The 18508-nt window shown below is 74.0% G+C and carries 17 protein-coding genes; 6 read left to right on the forward strand and 11 right to left on the reverse strand.

Annotation, left to right across the window (positions count from 1 at the left end; genetic code table 11):
* Positions 1 to 5 precede the first annotated feature (5 nt).
* Positions 6 to 617 (reverse strand): LysE family translocator, encoded by a 612-nt coding sequence (locus AB0F61_RS24540; RefSeq protein ID WP_357813678.1) that lies wholly within the window; start codon positions 615 to 617, stop codon positions 6 to 8.
* Between the two features lie 62 nt (positions 618 to 679).
* Between AB0F61_RS24540 and AB0F61_RS24545 the strand changes: the two genes are divergently transcribed.
* Positions 680 to 2164: a PLP-dependent aminotransferase family protein gene (locus AB0F61_RS24545; protein ID WP_357813681.1), complete on the forward strand. Its 1485-nt coding sequence runs from the start codon at positions 680 to 682 to the stop codon at positions 2162 to 2164.
* 23 nt (positions 2165 to 2187) lie between these two features.
* Here the strand turns inward: AB0F61_RS24545 and AB0F61_RS24550 are convergent, their stop codons facing one another.
* The 7 genes from AB0F61_RS24550 to AB0F61_RS24580 form a co-directional block, all read right to left on the reverse strand.
* Positions 2188 to 3609 carry a DUF6297 family protein gene (locus tag AB0F61_RS24550; protein WP_357813683.1) on the reverse strand — a complete coding sequence of 474 codons (1422 nt, stop codon included), beginning with the start codon at positions 3607 to 3609 and terminating at the stop codon, positions 2188 to 2190.
* A complete protein-coding gene (locus tag AB0F61_RS24555) occupies positions 3606 to 4223 on the reverse strand; it encodes an ABC transporter ATP-binding protein (protein ID WP_357813686.1) in 618 nt (205 codons plus the stop codon). The genes AB0F61_RS24550 and AB0F61_RS24555 overlap by 4 nt, the downstream gene beginning before the upstream one ends.
* A 46-nt stretch (positions 4224 to 4269) precedes the next feature.
* Positions 4270 to 6657, reverse strand: a complete 2388-nt coding sequence (locus AB0F61_RS24560; RefSeq protein ID WP_357813689.1) for a tetratricopeptide repeat protein — start codon at positions 6655 to 6657, stop codon at positions 4270 to 4272.
* Complete coding sequence (locus AB0F61_RS24565) at positions 6654 to 8420, reverse strand: ABC transporter permease subunit (protein ID WP_357813692.1); 1767 nt, start codon at positions 8418 to 8420, stop codon at positions 6654 to 6656. Before AB0F61_RS24565 ends, AB0F61_RS24560 begins: the two co-directional genes overlap by 4 nt.
* Positions 8417 to 9697: an extracellular solute-binding protein gene (locus tag AB0F61_RS24570; protein ID WP_357813695.1), complete on the reverse strand. Its 1281-nt coding sequence runs from the start codon at positions 9695 to 9697 to the stop codon at positions 8417 to 8419. Before AB0F61_RS24570 ends, AB0F61_RS24565 begins: the two co-directional genes overlap by 4 nt.
* Positions 9694 to 10323 carry an ATP-binding cassette domain-containing protein gene (locus AB0F61_RS24575; protein WP_357813698.1) on the reverse strand — a complete coding sequence of 210 codons (630 nt, stop codon included), beginning with the start codon at positions 10321 to 10323 and terminating at the stop codon, positions 9694 to 9696. The genes AB0F61_RS24570 and AB0F61_RS24575 overlap by 4 nt, the downstream gene beginning before the upstream one ends.
* A 91-nt stretch (positions 10324 to 10414) precedes the next feature.
* On the reverse strand, positions 10415 to 11443 hold the full coding sequence (locus AB0F61_RS24580; RefSeq protein WP_357813701.1) for a YafY family protein: 1029 nt from the start codon (positions 11441 to 11443) through the stop codon (positions 10415 to 10417).
* Here AB0F61_RS24580 and AB0F61_RS24585 point away from each other — a divergent pair.
* The 4 genes from AB0F61_RS24585 to AB0F61_RS24600 all read left to right on the forward strand — a co-directional run bounded on the left by AB0F61_RS24585 (position 11437) and on the right by AB0F61_RS24600 (position 14883).
* Entirely contained in the window at positions 11437 to 11916 is a 480-nt protein-coding gene (locus AB0F61_RS24585; RefSeq protein ID WP_357813704.1) for a hypothetical protein, read from the forward strand. The genes AB0F61_RS24580 and AB0F61_RS24585 overlap by 7 nt on opposite strands.
* Positions 11916 to 12374, forward strand: coding sequence for a hypothetical protein (locus tag AB0F61_RS24590; RefSeq protein WP_357813707.1), 459 nt, complete (start codon positions 11916 to 11918; stop codon positions 12372 to 12374). Before AB0F61_RS24585 ends, AB0F61_RS24590 begins: the two co-directional genes overlap by 1 nt.
* Before the next feature lie 68 nt (positions 12375 to 12442).
* Positions 12443 to 13954 (forward strand): NAD(P)/FAD-dependent oxidoreductase, encoded by a 1512-nt coding sequence (locus AB0F61_RS24595; RefSeq protein ID WP_357813710.1) that lies wholly within the window; start codon positions 12443 to 12445, stop codon positions 13952 to 13954.
* Between the two features lie 23 nt (positions 13955 to 13977).
* Complete coding sequence (locus AB0F61_RS24600; protein ID WP_357813712.1) at positions 13978 to 14883, forward strand: SDR family NAD(P)-dependent oxidoreductase; 906 nt, start codon at positions 13978 to 13980, stop codon at positions 14881 to 14883.
* 13 nt (positions 14884 to 14896) lie between these two features.
* On the opposite strand, the gene AB0F61_RS24605 is transcribed toward AB0F61_RS24600, so the two are convergent.
* The 3 genes from AB0F61_RS24605 to AB0F61_RS24615 form a co-directional block, all read right to left on the reverse strand.
* Positions 14897 to 16348 carry a cryptochrome/photolyase family protein gene (locus AB0F61_RS24605; protein ID WP_357813716.1) on the reverse strand — a complete coding sequence of 484 codons (1452 nt, stop codon included), beginning with the start codon at positions 16346 to 16348 and terminating at the stop codon, positions 14897 to 14899.
* Positions 16349 to 16425: 77 nt separating this feature from the next.
* Entirely contained in the window at positions 16426 to 17613 is a 1188-nt protein-coding gene (locus AB0F61_RS24610) for a low temperature requirement protein A (RefSeq protein WP_357813718.1), read from the reverse strand.
* A 20-nt stretch (positions 17614 to 17633) separates the two neighbouring features.
* On the reverse strand, positions 17634 to 18053 hold the full coding sequence (locus tag AB0F61_RS24615) for a hypothetical protein (RefSeq protein WP_357813721.1): 420 nt from the start codon (positions 18051 to 18053) through the stop codon (positions 17634 to 17636).
* A gap of 186 nt (positions 18054 to 18239) precedes the next feature.
* Here AB0F61_RS24615 and AB0F61_RS24620 point away from each other — a divergent pair.
* A partial coding sequence (locus tag AB0F61_RS24620) for an alcohol dehydrogenase catalytic domain-containing protein (protein ID WP_357813723.1) occupies positions 18240 to 18508 on the forward strand: 269 nt, incomplete at its 3' end.

Raw genomic sequence — 18508 nt, forward strand, 5'->3', positions numbered from 1 at the left:
CACTCCTATCGTTGGGTGAGGGCGAGCGTCACGCCGAGCGCGACGAACGTGCCGGCGACGGATCGACGCAGCCAGTCGGTCACGCGGGGTCGGGTCAGCACCCGGTCCCGCACCCGGGCCGCGAAGATGCCGTAGCCGCTGAACACCACGAAGGTGAGCAGCATGAACACCCCGCCGCAGGTGAGCATCGCCCGGGTCGAGCCGACCGTGGTGGCGCCGACGAACTGGGGCAGGAACGCGACGAAGAACAGCGTCGGCTTCGGGTTGAGCAGGTTGACCACCACGCCGGAGACGATCACCCGGGTCGCCGAGCGGGGCGCGGCGTCGGTCGTCGCCGTGAAGGCGTTGCGGTCGCGTGCCGTGGACCAGGCCAGGTAGAGCAGGTAACCGACCCCGAGGTACCGGACGACGTCGAACGCCACGGCGCTGGTCTGCAACAGCGCGGCCAGCCCGGTCATCGCGGCCAGCAGGTGCGGCAGCGTGCCGAGCGTGCACGCGAACGCGGCAAGCACGCCGGCTCGGGCGCCCCGGGACAGCCCGGCGGAGAGGGTGAAGAACACCCCGGTGCCGGGGGTGACCACCACGATCAGCGTGGTGACCAGGAACGGGATGGTCACGATCGTCCTCCGACGGAGTTGACGGGTCTGGCTCCTCCTCACTCTGCTGCCACAATGGTCCGATGGGCAGAGCCAAAGCGACGGCCTCCAAGGGGTCCATATCGGCCGGGTCCGACTTCCTGCACCTGACCGTCACGGACGCGCCGCCGGGCGGGCGCACCGACTGGCTGACCGACCGGCTGCGGCAGGCCATCGCCGAAGGGCGGGTGCCGGTCGGCCAACGGTTGCCCCCCACCCGGGTGCTCGCCGCCGACCTCGGTGTCTCCCGGGGCGTGGTCACCGAGGCGTACCAGCGCCTCGCCGAGGAGGGGCACATCTTCGGTCGGGGCCGGGCCGGAACGGTTGTCGTCGGCGCGCCGGCCGCGCCCACACCCGCCCCGGCCGCCGCGCCGGCACCGGTCGCGACCTTCCCGCCGGCACCGAGCAGCGACATCTTCGAGGCGGTACGCGCGGCGCACGCGTCAATCGACCTGTCGCCCGGCGTACCCGACCTGACCGCCTTTCCCCGCGCGGACTGGCTGCGCGCCGAACGGGCCGTGCTGCGTCGCCTCGCCGCGGCCGACCTCGGCTACGGCGACCCGTGCGGCGCCCCGGCGCTGCGACAGGCCGTCGCCGCCTGGTTGGCCCGCAACCGCGGCATCAGCGTCGACCCCGTCGAGGTGATCATCGTGGCCGGCGTCTCCCAGGCGCTCGGGCTGCTCGCCCAGGCACTCACCGCGGCCGGCGTCGACCGGATCGGGGTCGAGGACCCGGGTTCGCTCGGGGTGCGGCAGCACCTGAACAACTGGCGGATGGACACCCCGCCGATCACCGTCGACGACGCCGGGCTGCGCGTCGACGAGTTGGCGGCCAGCGGCGTACCGGCCGTGATGCTCACCCCCGCACACCAGTTCCCGACCGGCGTGGTGCTCGACGGTGACCGCCGCCGCCAACTCGTCGCCTGGGCGCGAGCCGGCGGTCTGATCATCGAGGACGACTACGACGCCGAGCACCGCTACGACCGTTCTCCGGTGCCGGCGCTGCGGGGCCTGCTGCCCGAGCAGGTCTGCTACGCCGGCAGCGTCTCCAAACTGCTGGCCCCCGCCCTGCGGGTCGGCTGGCTGCTCGTGCCGCCGCGACTGCGCGAGGCCGTGGTGGCCGCGAAGCGCAACGCCGACCTGGGCAACGCCGTGCTGCCGCAACTGGTGCTGGCGGAGTTGCTGACCTCCGGCGCCTTCGAGCGGCATCTACGGCTGCTACGCCGCCGACACATCCGCCGGCGGGACGCCATGATCGCCGCGCTGGCCCGCGAGTTGCCGTCGGCGACGGTGCACGGCGCCGCCGCCGGCCTGCACCTGATGATCACGCTGGACGACGCCGTCGTCGACACCGACCTGGCGGCGGCGACGCTGGCGCGTGGGGTGAAGGTGCAACCGCTGTCCTGGCACTGCCAGCGGCCGTACCGGCCGGGCCTCGTGCTCGGCTACGCGGCCCGCACGACGACCGAGATCGAGGACGGCGTCGCCGTGATCGCCGCCGTTCTCCGTCGCCGTGGGCGGCCCGGCTGACCCGGCACCCGACCGACAGGTGGTCAGCCCAGGAACAGTTGCAGCAGCACCAGCCCGGCCAGCAGCGCCGGCCCGCGTGAACCCTGGCGCATCAGGTCGACCGGGATCATGCCGAACGGCGTGTTGACAGTCGCGCCACCGTAGTTGATCGGCGGGCGGGTGCCGGCCCGGAACGCGGCGGCCACCACGCCCAGCGCCAGCGTCGGCGCCAGCCAGGACGGCCCCGGCTCAACGGTCGGCAGGGTCAGCAACCACCACAGTCCCGCGCCGACGGCGGGCACCACCAGGTGGATCCCGCGCAGCAGGGCGTCGCTGCCGCCCAGTGCCCGGCGCAACCCGGGTGACCGGCTGATCGACCGCAGACCACCGGTCAGCCGGTTCGCGGCGAGGTACGCGAACACCACCTGCGCGGCCCCGGCCAACCCGGGCAGGGCGAGCGCCGCAGCGTACTGCACACCGATCAGCGTCGCCCAGAGCAGCAGCGCGCTCGGATGCCGGCGTAACCGGCGCACGTCAGCCTGCAGGAACGCCCACCAGCCGGGGCCGCGCAGGAACCGGCTGCTGCGGACCCGGCCGATCCGACGCCACCGCCGGCTCTCCACCAGGCCGGCGAGCAGGCTCGGGTCGAGCAGGATCGTGGCCGTGGCGGCTGCGTTGGCGAACTGCGCGCCGGTGGTCAACGTGGCCCGGTCGACGCGGGGCAACGCCCGCACCGCGCGGATCGTGCCCAGGCCCGCGAGGGGCACCGCGAGGGCGAACAGCGCGACGGTCGGCGTCGTCGCCGGCCGGGGCAGCCCGTCACCGACGTAACCGAGGAACACCACCCCGGCGGTGAGGACGGCCGCGGCCACCATCGGCGCCGCGCCGGCCACCACCGGCCACCGCCGCCCCGCCCGGCTGCTCTGGGCGACGACGCTGAGTGCCAGCGCCGCCGCACCCCACCCCGCGCCGGCCGCGGCCGCCCAGCCCAGCGGCGCCGGATCGGTGACCCCGCCGAGCGCCGCCACGGCCAACCCGAGGGCGGCGGTGCCCACCGCGGCACCGACCAGCAGCATGCCGAACCGCGGCGCCAGCCACGCCCGCCGGTCGACCGGTGCGCTTGTCGCCCAGCTCTGCGTGGCCGGGGTGACGAGCAACGGGCCGAGCGCGCGCAGGCCACGCCAGACCAGGCCGGCGCCGGCCAGCAGCGCGGCGAGCGCCAGCCACCAGCGCACCCCCGGCTCCGCCTGCCCGACCGTGGGGGAATCCAGCAGGTCGCGGCTGGCGCTGATCGCGAACCACCCGTACATGCCCGTGAACAGGACGATGACGTACGCGTCGCCCAGCACGTCGCCCAGGGAGTGATCGTGGTGCCGGCTGCGGGCCCGGCGCAGGTGGGTACGCACCTGCCGGGCGGTGGGCACCCCGGTCGGCGTGTCGGCGACGGTGACCGGCGGGGCGCTCACCGGCCGATCTCGATGCGCTCGTCGACCACCGCGTCGATCAGTTCCGGGTCGTGCGAGGCCAGCAGCACGGCCGTGCCGGCGTCACGTTCCCGCAACAGCCGCTCGGCCAGCCACTGTCGCCCGCGTACGTCGAGGCGCTGCTCCGGCTCGTCCAGGATCAGCACCCGGCGTGGCCGGACGAAACACGAGGCCAGCGCCAACCGGCGGCGCTGCCCGCTGGACAGGGTCACCGGCAGTTGGTCGCGGGCCGGCTCCAGACCCAACTCGGCGAGAACCTCCTCGACCGGCTCGGCGTTGCTCCCGTGGGCGTACGCGACCAGCTCCAGGTGCTCGACCACGGACAGGTCCGGGAAGAAGTCGATGTCGTCCAGTGCCGCCGCCACCAGCGCCCGGATCTGCGGGTCGGTCTCGTCGGCCCGGCGGCCCTGCACCAGCACCTCGCCCGCGTCCGGCCGGTCCGCGCCCACCACACAGCGCAGCAGGGTGGTCTTGCCGCTGCCGTTGGGGCCCAGCACCACCGCGATCCGGCCCGCCGGGAGCGTGAAACTCACGTCGTCGAGCACGACCAGGTCGCCGAAGTTGCGGCTAAGTCCCCGTACCGAGAGCGCATCCACGACCACAGAGTCTCCCAGACGCGGGCCACCGACCAACCTGAGCGACCTACGTCACGCGGTCGGCGGCGTCGTTCTCCAACCGGGCGTCGGCGGCGGCCAGCCCCTGCTCGTCGGCGACCTCCTCGGCCACCGTCGCCGCGTCCGCCCAGTGCCGCCGCGCGTCGGCCCGGTCGCCCAGCGCGGCGCAGGCGTCACCCAGGTAGAGCAACGTGCGGGCCAGCCCCGCGCTGGGCCGGGTCTCCTCGCGCAGCCGGCGGCTCTCCGCCAGCAGCTCGTACGCCGTCCGCGCCTGCCCCGGGGTGCTGCTCAGCAGCGTCGCCCCGGCGTTGAGCAGTGCCGTCGCCCGGCTGGTCGGGTCGTTCACCGACTCGTACTCGCGCAGGGCGGCACGCCACGCCTGTGCGGCGTCCAGGTGTTCGCCAAGTGCCGCGTGCACCAGCACCAGGTTGGTGAGCGCCGCCGCGTACCCCCGCGCGTCACCGACCGCCCGGAACGTGTTCGCCGCCCGTACCAGGTGGTGGTGCGCGGTGTCCGGTTCGCCCCGGGCCAGTTGTGCCGCGCCGAGGCCCAGGTCGGTGAGGGCGTGCCCGGCCCGGTCGGCTCCGGAGCGGTGCCGACGGGACATTTCGAGGTGTTCCACCGCGTCGTCGAGCTGGCCCAGGTCGAGCAGGGCCAGGCCGAGGTTCATCCGGGCCTGCGCGGTGCCCCGGCGACCGCGTTCGTTCACCGCGAGGGTGAGCGCCGCCGCCGCACCCTGCGGGTCGTGTCGGCGTCGGCGCAGCACACCCAGCTCGTTGTGCGCCCACCCGGCGATCTCCGGTCGGTCGTCGGCGGTCGGGGTGGCCAGCACGGTGCGGCAGACCTGCTCCCACTCGTCGAGCCGCTCCACGTGCGCCAGCCACCCGCACAGCGCCACGGCCAGCCGGAACCACCACCGGCGCACCCGGCGGGGCAACGTCTCGGCCGCGCCGGCCGGCACCCGCACCACCGCGAGCAGCAGCTCCTGGTGCAGGTCGAACCAGCCGTACGGGTCGTCGTCCAGCGGAAGCGACCATTCCCGGTCCGGTGGGGCACCGAGCGCGGCCAGGTTGGCCGCGTGCCGTTCGGCCCGGCGCGCCAGGTGCCGGGTCAGGCGGGCCTGCGCGGCCACCCGCGCCCGCGCCGGATCGGCGTCGAGCAGGTGCAGTCGGGCGCTGCCGGCCAACAGCGGGCGGACCTCGTAGCGGTCCCCGGGTGCGCCCACCACGAACGCCGCGGCGGCCAACTGGTCGAGCAGCGCGGTCACCCGCTCGGGGTGCCGGCCGGCGAGCGCGGCGATCGTCGGTCGGTCCACCGGGGCGGGGATCAGCGACATCACCCGGTACAACCGCCGGGCCTCGCGGGTCAACGCCCGGTACGCGGTGTCCCGTTCGGTGACCAGGCGGGCGGCCGGCGAGACGGCGAGCCGCTGGTGGGGCGGCGTCTGCACGGAGCGGCGCAGCGCGTCCAGCACGTCGGAGTGTCGCCAGCCGTGCTGCGCGGTGCGGTAACCGAGCGCGCGGACGGTGCGTGGCTGCCGCCCGCAGAGGTCGACGATCTCGCGTACCGCCGGGTCGGTGCGGGGGTCGGCCCGGCGGACCCGGGCGCCGGGCGCGGCCCCACCCGCGACGGCGAAGAGCTCGACCGCCTCGGATGTGCCCGGCTCGGCGATCCAGTGTGCGACCACACCGTCGAGCCCGGCCAGCGCCGGGCCGCCGGCGAGCAGCAGGCGGCAGGTGCGCGCGGTGGGCGGCAGCAGGGGGCGGACCTGGTCGGGACGGTCGACGTTGTCCAGCACGAGCAGGATCCTGCGGCCGTCGAGCTGGCCGCGCAGCGCGTCGGCGGCGGCCGCGAGCGCGTCCGGCCCACCGGAGACCGGCGGCGCGGTGCCCAGGATCCGGGCCAGGGCGGTGAGCACCTGCCGGGCCGTGCTGGGTCGACCGCCGCGTCGCAGGTCGAGATAGTACTGACCGTCCGGGAAGTCGTCCCGGCACTGGTTCGCGGCCTGCACCGCGCACGCCGAGGTGCCGACCGCGCGCCGGCCCAGGACCGCCACCGCGTGCTCCCGGGCGAGCAGCCCGAGGATCGCCGCGACGTGCTCGTCGCGACCGGTGAACTCGGCCGTGTAGGGCAGGGTCGGCGTGCCGGGGACCGGCGTCGCGAGCACATCTGTCGGTTCGGGGTCGACCTCCTGGGCGGCTCGGCGGCGGCGCATCACGAAGCCCACGAAGGCGACGACGACGCCGACGACTGTCACGACGATGCTCGCCGGGCCGAGGACCCTGGTCGTCAGGTCGGAGAGCAGGTTGCTGGTCAGGTTGATGATCACGTTGGCGAGGACGCCGCCGACCACCCCGCCGATCCCGACGAGCGCGGGCCAGCGCGGGCCGCGGCGGGCGCCGCCCGGCCCGGTCACCGGACACCGCCGGAGACGAGCCCGGCGACCAGGTGCCGCCGGGAGAGCACCACAAGCACGACCGGCAGCACCGAGGCGAGCACCGAGCTGGCGGCCAGCGCGCCGCTGTTGCTGACGAAGCTGCGGGTCTGCTCGGCCAGGAACGGACCGAGCGGCGAGGCCCCCGGCCCGCCGAACAGCCGACCCACCACCAGGTCGTTCCAGACCTGGACGAACTCCAGCACGGAGACCGCCACCACCGCGGACAGGTTGTGCCGGGCCAGCCGGCGCAGCGTGTGCCACCACCGTCGCCCGCCCAGCCGGGCGTCGCGGACCTGCTCGACGGGCAGGTCGGCGAACGCGTTGCGCAGGACCAGCACCGCGAACGGCACGCCCAGCGCGATGTGCACGAGCGCCAGCCCCTGGGCCGTCCCGGAGGAGAAGACCAGACCCAGCACCTCGTTGACCGGCCCGGCGATGACCTGGATCGGCACCACGCTGGCCGCCAGCAACAGCAGCCCGGTGGCCTGCGCGGCCGGCCCGGTCAACCAGGCCAGCGGGTACGCCGCCAGCAGCGCGACCACCAGCACGATGGCGGTCACGGCGGTGGCCAGGAGCAGCGTGAAGCCCAGGGTCTGCCACAGCTCCTCGCCGGTGACCAGGTCGCGGTAGGACTGACCATTCGGCGGCGCCGACCACCAGCCGCGCGCGGCGGCGTCCACCCGCCCGTGCGCCGAGGTGGCCACGAGCACCGCCAACGGCACCAGCCAGGCGATCGCGGCGCCCGCCGCGAGCAGCCGGAACACCCGCCGGGGTGGGGTGACGGGACCGGGCTCCGGGGCCGTCTCGACGCGCGGCGGAGGCCAGGCCTGCCGGACGAAGAGCGCGGCCACCATGATCCCGCCGATCACCGCCACCAACCACACCACGCCGAGCGCGGCGCCCTCGCCGTTGGTGGTGCCACCCGAGGTCTGCCAGATCCGCAACGCGAGCACGGACGCCTCGTCGCGGACCGACCCGGGCGTCATCACCAGGATCAGGTCGAACGTGCGGCTGGTGCCGACCGCCACCAACGCGAAGACCACAGCGGTCGTGCGCAGCAGCAGTGGCCGCCACTGCGCGTCCCACAGCACGTGTCGGCGCCCTCCGCCGTAGGCGCGGACCGCGTCGGCGAGACTCGGCGGCACCGCGTCCAACGCGGACCGGAAGACCAGCACGGCCAGACCCACCCAGGCCCACACGAACGCCGACATCAGGGCGACGGTGACCAGCCCCGGCCCGAGCAACTGCGGCGCGTCGTCGGCCGATCGGCCGGTCAGCCGGGCCGCGACCAGGGTGGCCAGCCCTCGGCTCGGGTCCGGGTCGTACATGAGCCGGAAGGTCACCCCGGTGACGACAAGTGGCAACGCCACCGGCACCAGGAGGATCAACCGGACCAGGCCGCCCTCCTGCGACCGGCGGGACGCGGCGGCCAGCAGGTATCCCAGTGCCGTCACCACCGCCGGGACCAGCAGCGCCCAGAGGAAGGTACGGCCGACCACCGCGCCGGTGTCCGGGGCGGAGAGCGCGGTACGGAAGTGCGCCGCACCGACCCAGCGACCGTCGGTGGTGACGCTGGCGTGCAGGGTCCGCAGCACCGGCCACAGCACCAGCCCACCGAGCAGCACCGCGGCGGGCAGCAGCAGCGCCGACGTCGCTCCCGCCGCCGGATATGCCCGGCCCCGCCGGGGTGGCCCGACGTCGTCGAGGACCGCCAGCTCGCCGAGGACCCGCACCTGGCTCATCGGCCGCCACCGGCGTTGCGGGCCGCCGCGGCGAGCTGACCGGTGGCGCGGCGAACCGCCTCGTCGGCGCGGACCCCGTCGGTGACGTCGGCGAAGAAGCCCTGCATGATCCGCCAGATGCCGACGCCGTCCGAGCCGGTGAACGCGCCGGGCAACTGGTCGGAGAGATCGAAACGCAGCGTGCCGGGCTCGCGCATCTCCCGGGCCAGCCGCTGGCCGACCTGATCGGGGTAGCTGGTGATCGACACGTTGGTGTTGGGCGACAGGTAGCCGCCGGCGCGCACCCAGGGCTGGAACGAGTCGGCCCTGGTCAGCCACTCGACCAGCTCGACCCCACCTCGGGCGTCGGCGAACGCCACGGCCGCGTCCCCGCCGACGATCAGCGGCCCGCCGCCCGGCTGGGCGCCCGGGAAACGGAAGGTGGTCGGTGCCTCCGGGCCGCGCTGGAACGGGCCGACGACGTCGGCGGTGAAGTCGGCCCCGACGAGCAGCACCGCCCGACGGGTGTGCACCACCTGGATCACCGACTCCTCGTACTGGGTGAGCAGGGCGCGGCGGCCACCGCCGAGGAACGCGCCGTCGATGCTCCACAGCTCGGCGAGCCGGTCCAGGGCGTCGCGTACCGGCCTGCTCTGCCAGTCGGCGTCCGGCCCGGCGAGGGTGTCGTAGCTGTCGGGTGCCACGTCGGCCAGGACGTTCTCGAACCAGTCCGTCAGCACCCAGCCGTCGGCGGCGCCGAGGGCCAGCGGCGCCGGACCGCCGGTGCGTCGGGCGAGCCCACCGAGCCGACGGGTCAGCTCGACCAGCTCGTCCCAGTTGGCCGGCTGGCGCGGCAGCACCGACGGCAGGTGCCAGACCAGCGACTTGTGTGCCGCCTTCACCCAGACGCCGTAGCGCCGGCCCTCGGCGGTGAGCAGGTCGCCCAGGCCGTCGGGCACGGCGTACTCGGCGGACGGACGCACCGGGCTCAGCCAACCCCGTTGGGCGTACTCGGTGACGAGACCGGGCCGGGGCAGGATCGCCACGTCCGGGCTGGTGCCGGCGAGGTGCCGGGCCCGCAGGAACGCGTCGATGTCGTTTCCGGCGCTGACCACCTGGACCGGGGCCGGGTAGTGGGCCAGGACCTCCCGGAACCGGTCCAACTCGCTGGTGCTCCAGACCACCGCGACCTGCACCGACCGGGTCCCGCCCGAGCAGCCGGCGGCCAGGGCGGTGACACCTGCGGCAGCGGCGCGCAGCAGCGTACGACGACTGGCTCGGACGGTGGGTGTCGTCACGTCGCCTCGCTCGGCTCGGTGACCAGCTCGTGCCGCAGCGGAATCTCGGCCAGGGTGGTCGGGTCGGAGGTGCAGACCAGCACCGCCACCCCGGGGGCGTCCGGTGGGGAGAGCCGGGGCATCAGGTCACCGAGGCGGCTGTCGCCCGCCGAACCGGCCGGCAGGTCGATCACGAGCACCTCGGGCAGGCAGGCCGCCGCCCGGGCGAGCGCCACCCGGAACCGCTGGGCGGCGGAGATCTGGTGCGGCAGCAGGGTGAGGGTGAGCGCCAACTCCAGCCGGTCGACCACCGTGGCCGTCCAGTCGTCGGCCACCGCGTGCACCCGTTCACGTTTGCGCTGGCCGTATTCGATGTTGCGGCGGACGGTGAGCTGCGGGAGCAGCGCGCCGCCGGCGGGCACGTAGCCGATCTGCCGGCGCGGCGGCGGCAGGGGCGTGACGTCCCGGTCGCCGACCAGGATGCGACCGGTCACCGGGGCGGCGAGCCCGGCCAGCACCCGGGCGACCGCCGTGCCGAACCGGGGTGGTGCCACCAGGGCGGCGAGGGTGCCGGCGGGGACGTCGAGGGTCACCGGGCCGCTGCCGGGGACGGCGACCAGTGCGCGTAACCGTAACGTGGCCCTCACCTCCGGTGACCGCTGATGACCGTCCCAGGGTGGCACACCGTGCCGACAGTCGATGCCCCCGGCCCTTCCACTGTGGATGACCAGGCGTTGGTCAGTCGGGCGCGTAGAGCGCGGCGAGCCCGGCGGCGGTGGCGGCCAGGCGTTCGCGCAGCGCGACCGGGGTCAGCACCTCGACGTCGGCACCGAGGCGCAGCAGCTCGCCGTGGGCGTGGGTGAGTGACTCGATCGGCAGCACCGCTGTCACCCAGCCCCGCGCGTCCGGCGGCTGGGCGCTGGCGTCCATCGCGGTCACCACCGGATCGCTGCCGATCTCGCGCAGCCGTTGCCGGCCGGCGGGGGAGAGCCGGACGGTGGCCTCGTCGCGGTGCAGGCGGGCCCGGAACTGCACCACGTGCGCCTGCCACCAGGCCGGCAGGTCGAAGTCGGCCGGTCGGACGAACTGCTGCGCCAGCGGAGTCAGCGCGAGGATCTGGTTGACCCGGTAGGTCGCTGGGGCGCCTCGGCCGGGCTGGTCGGCCACCACGTACCAGCGGCCGCCCTTGAGCACCAGGCCGTACGGCTCCAGCACCCGGGTCACCTCGCCGTTCCACCCGCGGTAGCGCACCTCGACGCGGTGCTGCTGCCAGACCGCCTCCGCGGTGCGGGACAGCTCGGGGGAGGCGTCGCCGTCGGCGTACCAGCCGGGAGTGTCCAGGTGGAAGCGCTGCTGGAGCTGGGTCGCCCGGTCGCGCAGGGGAGCGGGGAGTGCGGCGTGCAGCTTGAGTTGCAGCGCGGCCACCACGTCGCCGTAGCCCAGCTCGCCGGCCGGGCCAGGCAACCCGGCCAGGAACAACCGGTCGGCCTCCTCGGTGGTGAGCCCGGTCAGCCGGGTCCGCCAGCCGTCGACCAGGTGGTAGCCGCCGGCGTGCCCGGCCTCTCCGTAGAGCGGGATGCCCGCGGCGTGCAGCGACTCCACGTCCCGGTAGATCGTGCGCGGGGAGACGGTCAGCCGCTCGGCGAGCTGCGCGGCGGTCAGCCGACCGTGCTGCTGGAGCAGGAGGATCATGGAGAGAAGTCGAGAAGCCCGCACTTCACTGACACTAGTTGTCAGGGGACCGGTCCTACCGTCCCGGCATGGCATTTCGCGACAAGGAACTGCGCACGCCCGGACCGGTGTCGGTGAGCGGCCGGCAGTTCAAGCGCTACCACATCGACCAGCCGGAGCAGCCGATCGAACCGGAGGTGGAGAAGGCCGCGTACGACCAGCTGCCGTTGCTGCTCGTCGACATCGTCGACGACAGCACCCCGGCCGCCGGTTGGGTGGTGCTGCACCGGGGCGCGGACAGCGGCGCGTACCTCCTCGCGTACACCTGGGTGTGGGACAACGCGGTGGAGGTCCGGGTCGCCGCGGCCGGGCAGCCGGCGTTGGACTGCCCGGACGAGGACCCGACCCACTTCGTGAAGGTGCGTCGACCTGCGATCGGGTGTGTGTGGGAGTTGGCGGTGCTGGAGCACGAGCGGGCCGCCTGGGTTCGGCACGTGCTTGCGCCGGAGGCCCCCGACCTGACTGGATATCTCAACGACACGCGAGCAGAAGGGCCGGTGGGCCGCTGATGGGCGACTTCGACTTCTATGTGGGCACCTGGAACGTGGTGAACCGGCGGCTGCGCAAGCGGCTGGTGGGCTCCGACGAGTGGGAGGAGTTTCCCGGGGTGTCGGTCGCGCACAGCTTCTTCGGTGGTGGCGGCAACTTCGACGAGATCACCTTCCCGACCAAGGGCTCCGCGGGCGCCACCGTCCGGATCTTCGACCCGGCCCGGCAGGAGTGGTCGATCTACTGGATGAGCAGCGTCGACGGCGTGCTGGGGCTGCCGCCGATGGTGGGCCGCTTCGTCGACGGGGTGGGCCGCTTCTACGCCGACGACCAGCACGAGGGCCGACCGGTGCGGTGCCGGTTCATCTGGTCGGACATCAGCGCGACCACGGCCCGCTGGGAGCAGGCGTTCTCCGTCGACGGCGAGCAGACCTGGGAGACCAACTGGATCATGACGTCCACCCGGGTGGGGGACTGACGCAGGACCATGGTGGGGCGGTGGTCGCGGTGTTAGTGTCCGCCCACCGCCCCGGATGGAGGAACGCGATGGCCTCCGAGCACGTCGACGTGCTGATCATCGGCGCCGGCCTGTCCGGCATCGGCGCGGCCTGCCACCTGCGCCGCGACTGCCCCGACAAGACGTACGCGGTGCTGGAGGCGCGCGACGCCGTCGGCGGCACCTGGGACCTGTTCCGCTACCCGGGCATCCGGTCCGACTCGGACATGTTCACCCTCGGCTACTCGTTCAAGCCGTGGACCGACCCGAAGGCCATCGCCGACGGCGCCACCATCCGGGAGTACGTGCGGGAGACCGCCCGGGAGTACGACGTGCAGCGGCACATCCGCTTCCGGCACCGGGTGGTGCGCGCCGACTGGGACAGCGGCACGGCCCGCTGGACGGTGCACGCGCAGCGCACCGACACCGCCGAGTCGGTGGTGCTGACCTGCTCGTTCCTGTTCGCCTGCACCGGCTACTACCGCTACGACGAGGGCTACACCCCGGCCCTGCCCGGCGTCGACGCGTACGCCGGGCGGCTGGCGCACCCGCAGCACTGGCCCGACGACCTCGACCACACCGGCAGGCGGGTGGTGGTGATCGGCAGTGGCGCCACAGCGGTCACCCTGGTGCCGGCCATGGCGCAGCGGGCCGCCCACGTGACAATGCTCCAGCGCTCACCGACGTACGTCCTGGCGCTGCCCTCGCGTGACCGGCTGGCCGACGCGCTGCGGCGCTGGCTGCCGGCGACCGCCGCGTACCCGGTGGTGCGGTGGAAGAACGTGCTGCTGTCCACCGTCACCTTCCAGCTCAGCCGGCGTGCCCCCGGCCTGGTGAAGCGGTCGCTGCGCCGGGCCGCGACCGGCCGGCTCCCGGCGGGCTACGACGTCGACAGGCACTTCTCGCCCCGTTACGACCCGTGGGACCAGCGGCTCTGCGTGGCACCCGACGGCGACCTGTTCACCGCCGTGCGCGAGGGCAGGGCGTCGGTGGTGACCGACACCATCGACACCTTCACCGCGCGCGGTGTCCGGTTGACCTCCGGTGCGGAGGTGCCCGCCGACATCGTGGTCACCGCGACCGGGCTCAACCTGCTCGCCCTCGGTGGCCTGACAGTGCGCGTGGACGGCACCGAGGTCGACCTCGCGAGCACCGTGGCCTACAAGGGCATGATGGTGTCCGGGGTGCCGAACTTCGCGCTGACCCTCGGCTACACCAACGCGTCGTGGACGCTCAAGGCCGACCTGGTCGCCGGGTACGTCTGCCGGTTGCTGCGCCACCTGGACCGCACCGGCCAGCAGGTCGTCACCCCGCTCCCACCCGCCGACGACGGGCGCGTCCCGTTGATCGACCTGCGTTCCTCCTACGTGCTGCGCAGTGTCGGCGCGCTGCCCCGGCAGGGTGTGCGCGCACCCTGGCGGCTGCATCAGAACTACGCCCGCGACGTGCTGCTGATGCGGTACGGGCGACTCACCGACGAGGGTGTGCGGTTCTCCCGTGCCACCGCGACGCCCGCGCCCACCCGGCGTCCCGTCCCGACCCGTCCGGCTGCTCGCCGGTAACCGTCAGCGGAGGAGCACCGACCGTGCGGAGATTCGACTTCACCGGCGCGACAGCAGTGGTCACCGGGGCGGCCAGTGGCATCGGCGAGGCGCTGGCGCACGCGCTCGCCGACCGGGGCACCGACCTGGTCCTGCTGGACCGCGACGCCGAGCGGCTGGACGCGGTCGCCACCGCGATCCGCGCCGAGCACCCGGCGCGCCAGGTGCACACGTACCTGGTGGACCTCGCCGACGCCACCGCCACCACCCGGGTGGCCGCCGAGATCGGCAACCGGCACCCGCGCGTACGGCTGCTGGTGAACAACGCCGGCGTCGGCCTCGGCGGCCGGTTCGACCAGGTGACGTTCGACGAGTTCAGCTGGGTGATCGAGGTCAACTTCCGGGCCGTGGTGCAGCTCACCCACGCACTGCTGCCGACGCTCAAGGCCGAGTCGGGCGCGCACCTGGTAAACGTCTCCAGCCTGTTCGGGCTGATCGCGCCGGCCGGGCAGACCGCGTACTCGGCGAGCAAGTTCGCGGTGCGCGGCTTCACCGAGGCGCTGCGCCACGAGCTGGTCGACGACGGCATCGGGGTGACCTCGGTGCATCCCGGCGGGATCCGCACCCGGATCACCGAGAACGCCCGGATCGGCAGTGGCGTCTCACCCGAGGAGTACGCGGCCGGCCGGGCGCAGTTCGAGAAACTGCTCACCATCGCACCGAGCCGCGCCGCGGAGGTGATCCTGCGCGGCGTCGAGCGGCGGCGGGGTCGGGTGCTGATCGGCTGGTCGGCGAAGCTGCCGGACCTGCTGGCCCGGGTCCTGCCGGGCTCGTACAACCGGCTGCTGGTCGCCGGCCTGAACCGGGGCGTCGTCCGGCCGGCGGCACCCACCCCCGCGGTGCCGGCGCAACGCACCGGCGACGTCGACCCGGCCCGCGAGGTGGCCTGACCCGGCGACGCGGTCACGGCGGTGTGCTGCCCCGCTTCTCCTCCTGGGCCAGCACCGCCTCGCGGTGCTCCGGCTCGTCGCGGCGGGCCAGCTCGGCGGCGAGGCGCGCATCGGTCGTCAGCCGCACCCGGTTGCGGTGCAGGAAACTCTCGAAACCCCCGGTGTACGGGCAGGCCAGGTCGCCGAGCGCCCGCTCCGGCGTGTAGCGGCAGCCGGCGCAGTAGTCGCTGATCTCGTCGATGTCGGTGCCGTCCACCGCGTACGGGCGGGTGTCCACCCGGGCCAGGTCGGCGTACTGGCTCATGCCGATCACCGTCGCGTTCATCACCCAGTCGGTGCCGTCGACGAAGCAGCGCTGGAACCAGTCCGCCACCTCGGTGGGACGCCAGCCGCGTTGCAACGCGTAGTTCGCCAGCACCAGCAGCCGGGGCGTGTGGTGCGTCCAGGCCCGATCCCGGACGGTGGCGAGGACGTCGGCCAGGCAGCGGGCCTCCACCGCGTCGGCGTCCAGCTCGGCGAACCACTGCGGCAGCGGCTCGGTGGCGGCCAGCCAGTTCGCCCCCCGGTAGCGCGGCTCGAAGTACCAGTAGAGCTGCCAGAGGAACTCCCGCCAGCCGAGCAGCCCCCGGATGAACGGCTCCACCGCCGTACGCGGGGCCGTGCCGGCCCGCCACGCCTGCTCGGCGGCGCGCACCGCGGGCTCCGGGTGCAGCAACCCCAGGTTGAACGACGACGAGAGCATCGAGTGCGCGAGCAGCGGGTCCGCGCCGCTCATCACGTCGGCGTAGCGGCCGTACCCGGGTAGCCGGTGGGTCAGGAAGTGCGTGAGCCGGGCCTGCGCCTCGGTGTGGGTGGCCGGATGCCGCCGGGGACCGTCGCGGCCGACGAACCGCACCCCGTCGGCGGCCCACCGGTCCAGGTCGCGGCGGACCTCCGCGTCGATGTCGTCTTCGACGACCGGCGGGGGTGGGGGTGGTGCGACAGGCACGGCACGGTTCTCGGCTCGCGGTCGGCGTCCCGGCCCGGTCGCGGTGCTCAGCACGTCGTGGCGGCGGCGGGCGTGCCGGTAGAAGTCGGTCATCCGCAGCGGGCCGCGTCGCGCGCGGTCCGCCCAGCCGGCGAAGTCGCTCTGGCTGGTGATGAAGCCGCGCGCTGGCAGCACGGTCAGCCCCGGCACCGACCGGGCGAACCGCAGCGCCGCCCGGGAGTGCGGATGGCACACCTCCAGTGGCTCACCGACCTGCGCCAGCGCCTGCCGGAACGTGTCGGTGCGCAGCAGCAACGCCCGGTCACCCAGCTCGGCGGCGCGGTGGCGCAGCGCGGACAGGATGAGGTGCGCCTTCTGTCGGTGCATTGGCCGGCGGCGGAACAGGTCCCGGATCTCCACGAGCAACACCTGTTGGTCGGGGTCGTCGAGGAAGTGCGGCCCGAGCTGATCGGCCAGCAACCATCGGCGGCGAGGCATGCAGCAATTCTGCCTATCTCGCGGCCGCCGCGCCCGGTGCCGCACCGGGGGTCGGGCACCGGATGCCCGCCGGCGAGTCAGGACGGGTTGACCCCGGCGACCGCCGCGCTCGGCCCGACGTCGCGGCGGCGCAGCAGCACGGTGAGCGTCACGAGGGCGACGAGCAGCGCCGCGAGGACGTACACCGGGGCCGGCCCGAGCGGCGCGAGCAGCGCCAGCAGCGCGACGACGGGAAAGGCGACGACCACCGCGCCGTGCTGCTGCCGGCGTACGTGCAGCACCCAGACCGTGAGCAGGAAGACGGCGATGGGGATGGCCACCGCGTACCCGGCGGTGCTTGCGGAGACGTGCGCGAGGTGCCGCTCGACGTCCACCGACACCCCCAGGCCGGCGCCGATCGCGGCGATCGCGGCGAAGATCAGGTAGTGGCCGTAGCCCCAGATCAGGGAGTACGGCAGTCGGTCGGGCGCCTCGTTGGGCCGGTCGAAGTAGAGCCACCAGAGCGCGAACACGATGACCGCGCCGGCCGCCGCGAGCGACCAGAGGCCGTGCTCCCCGGCGTCGAGCCCGGTCTGGATCGCGATCGAGATGGCCAGGACGGCCTCGCCGAGCACGATCAGGGTGAACAACCCGTACCGCTCGGCGATGTGCCGGGGGTGCCAGGGGGTCATGCCGGGACGTTCGGCCACCGCCGGCACCAGCAGGTCGGCCAGCGCCAGCAGCACGAACGTCGCGATGCCCCACCCGCCGGGCAGCACCAGCCGCAGCAGCCAGCCGAGCTGCACCACCGTCACGCCGATCGCGTAGCGGGTCGCCGCCGCGCGGTGCCGGGGGTCGCCGGCGGCGGCTCGGGTCCAGTGCACGACGGCGGCCAGTCGCATCACCACGTACCCGTAGGTGATGACGGCGAAGTCACCGTCGGCGAAGGCGCGTGGCACTCCGGCGGCCAGGATCAGCGCTCCGGAGATCTGCACCAGGGTGGTGATCCGGTAGACGTCGTCGTCGGTGTCGTACGCCGAGGCGAACCAGGTGAAGTTCACCCACGACCACCAGATCGCGAAGAACACCATGGCGTAGCTGGTCGCGGCGTGGCCGAGGTGGCCCTCGGCGACGTCGTGGTGCAGGCTGCTGGCCGCCTGGGCGACGGCCACCACGAAACAGAGGTCGAAGAAGAGTTCCAGCGGGGTGGCCGAGCGGTGTGGCTCGTCGCGACGACGGGGCCGCATCGGCCGGTAGAACGGCCGCACCGAACGAGAATGCGTCACCGCCGCTCCTCAGGCTGGACTCACTGGCGTCGGCGGCCGTGGGTCAACCCCTCCAACACCAGGGTCAGTCCGGCACCGACCAGCCAGACGTCCTTGGCGAGCCCGGCGCCCTGCTGGGTCGGTCGGACGCTGCCGGGCTCCCGCATTCCCGGCGTCTTCAGGTAGAGCTGCACGAGGCCCACGCCGAACGCGGTGAGGCCCAACCCGACCAGGGGGGCCGGGACGATCGGCGCGAGCAGCGCGGCCCCCAGCGCGATCTCCGAGTACGACAGCAGCTTCGCGAAGCGCGGTGGGTCCAACTGGCCGAGTTGCGGCATGGCGGCGACCGCCATCCCGTGCATGCCCTCCGCGGCGGCCCCCTCCAGGTTCCGCTTGCCCAGACCCGAGTTGAGAAAGTACGCGCCGATGCTGAGCCGGAGCGGCAGGTGCGCGAGCTTCATGATCACTCCCTGTGTGGCCGTGGTCGAATGCGGCACGCGTACCCCGCACCGCCCGCGATAACCCGTCCGGCCGGCTGGGCTGGCCGTGGTGGTCGCGGTAGGTTCGCCGGGGGCCCACCGCCGAGCCCGTGGCACACCCGCCCACCCGGCGCCCGGCCCTGCCGCACACCACCAGCAGGAGGCGAAGTGAGCCAGGAAGTCCGGGGAGTCATCTCCCGCAGCAAGGGCGCGCCGGTCGAGGTGACCACCATCGTGGTGCCCGATCCCGGCCCCGGCGAGGCGATCGTCCGGATCCAGTCCTGCGGCGTCTGCCACACCGACCTGCACTACCGCGAGGGTGGCATCAACGACGACTACCCGTTCCTGCTCGGCCACGAGGCGGCGGGCATCGTCGAGCAGGTGGGCGAGGGCGTCACCGACGTCGCCCCGGGTGATTTCGTGGTCCTCAACTGGCG

Origin of the sequence: Micromonospora sp. NPDC023888, assembly GCF_040639415.1 — a bacterium.
GTDB lineage: Bacteria > Actinomycetota > Actinomycetes > Mycobacteriales > Micromonosporaceae > Micromonospora.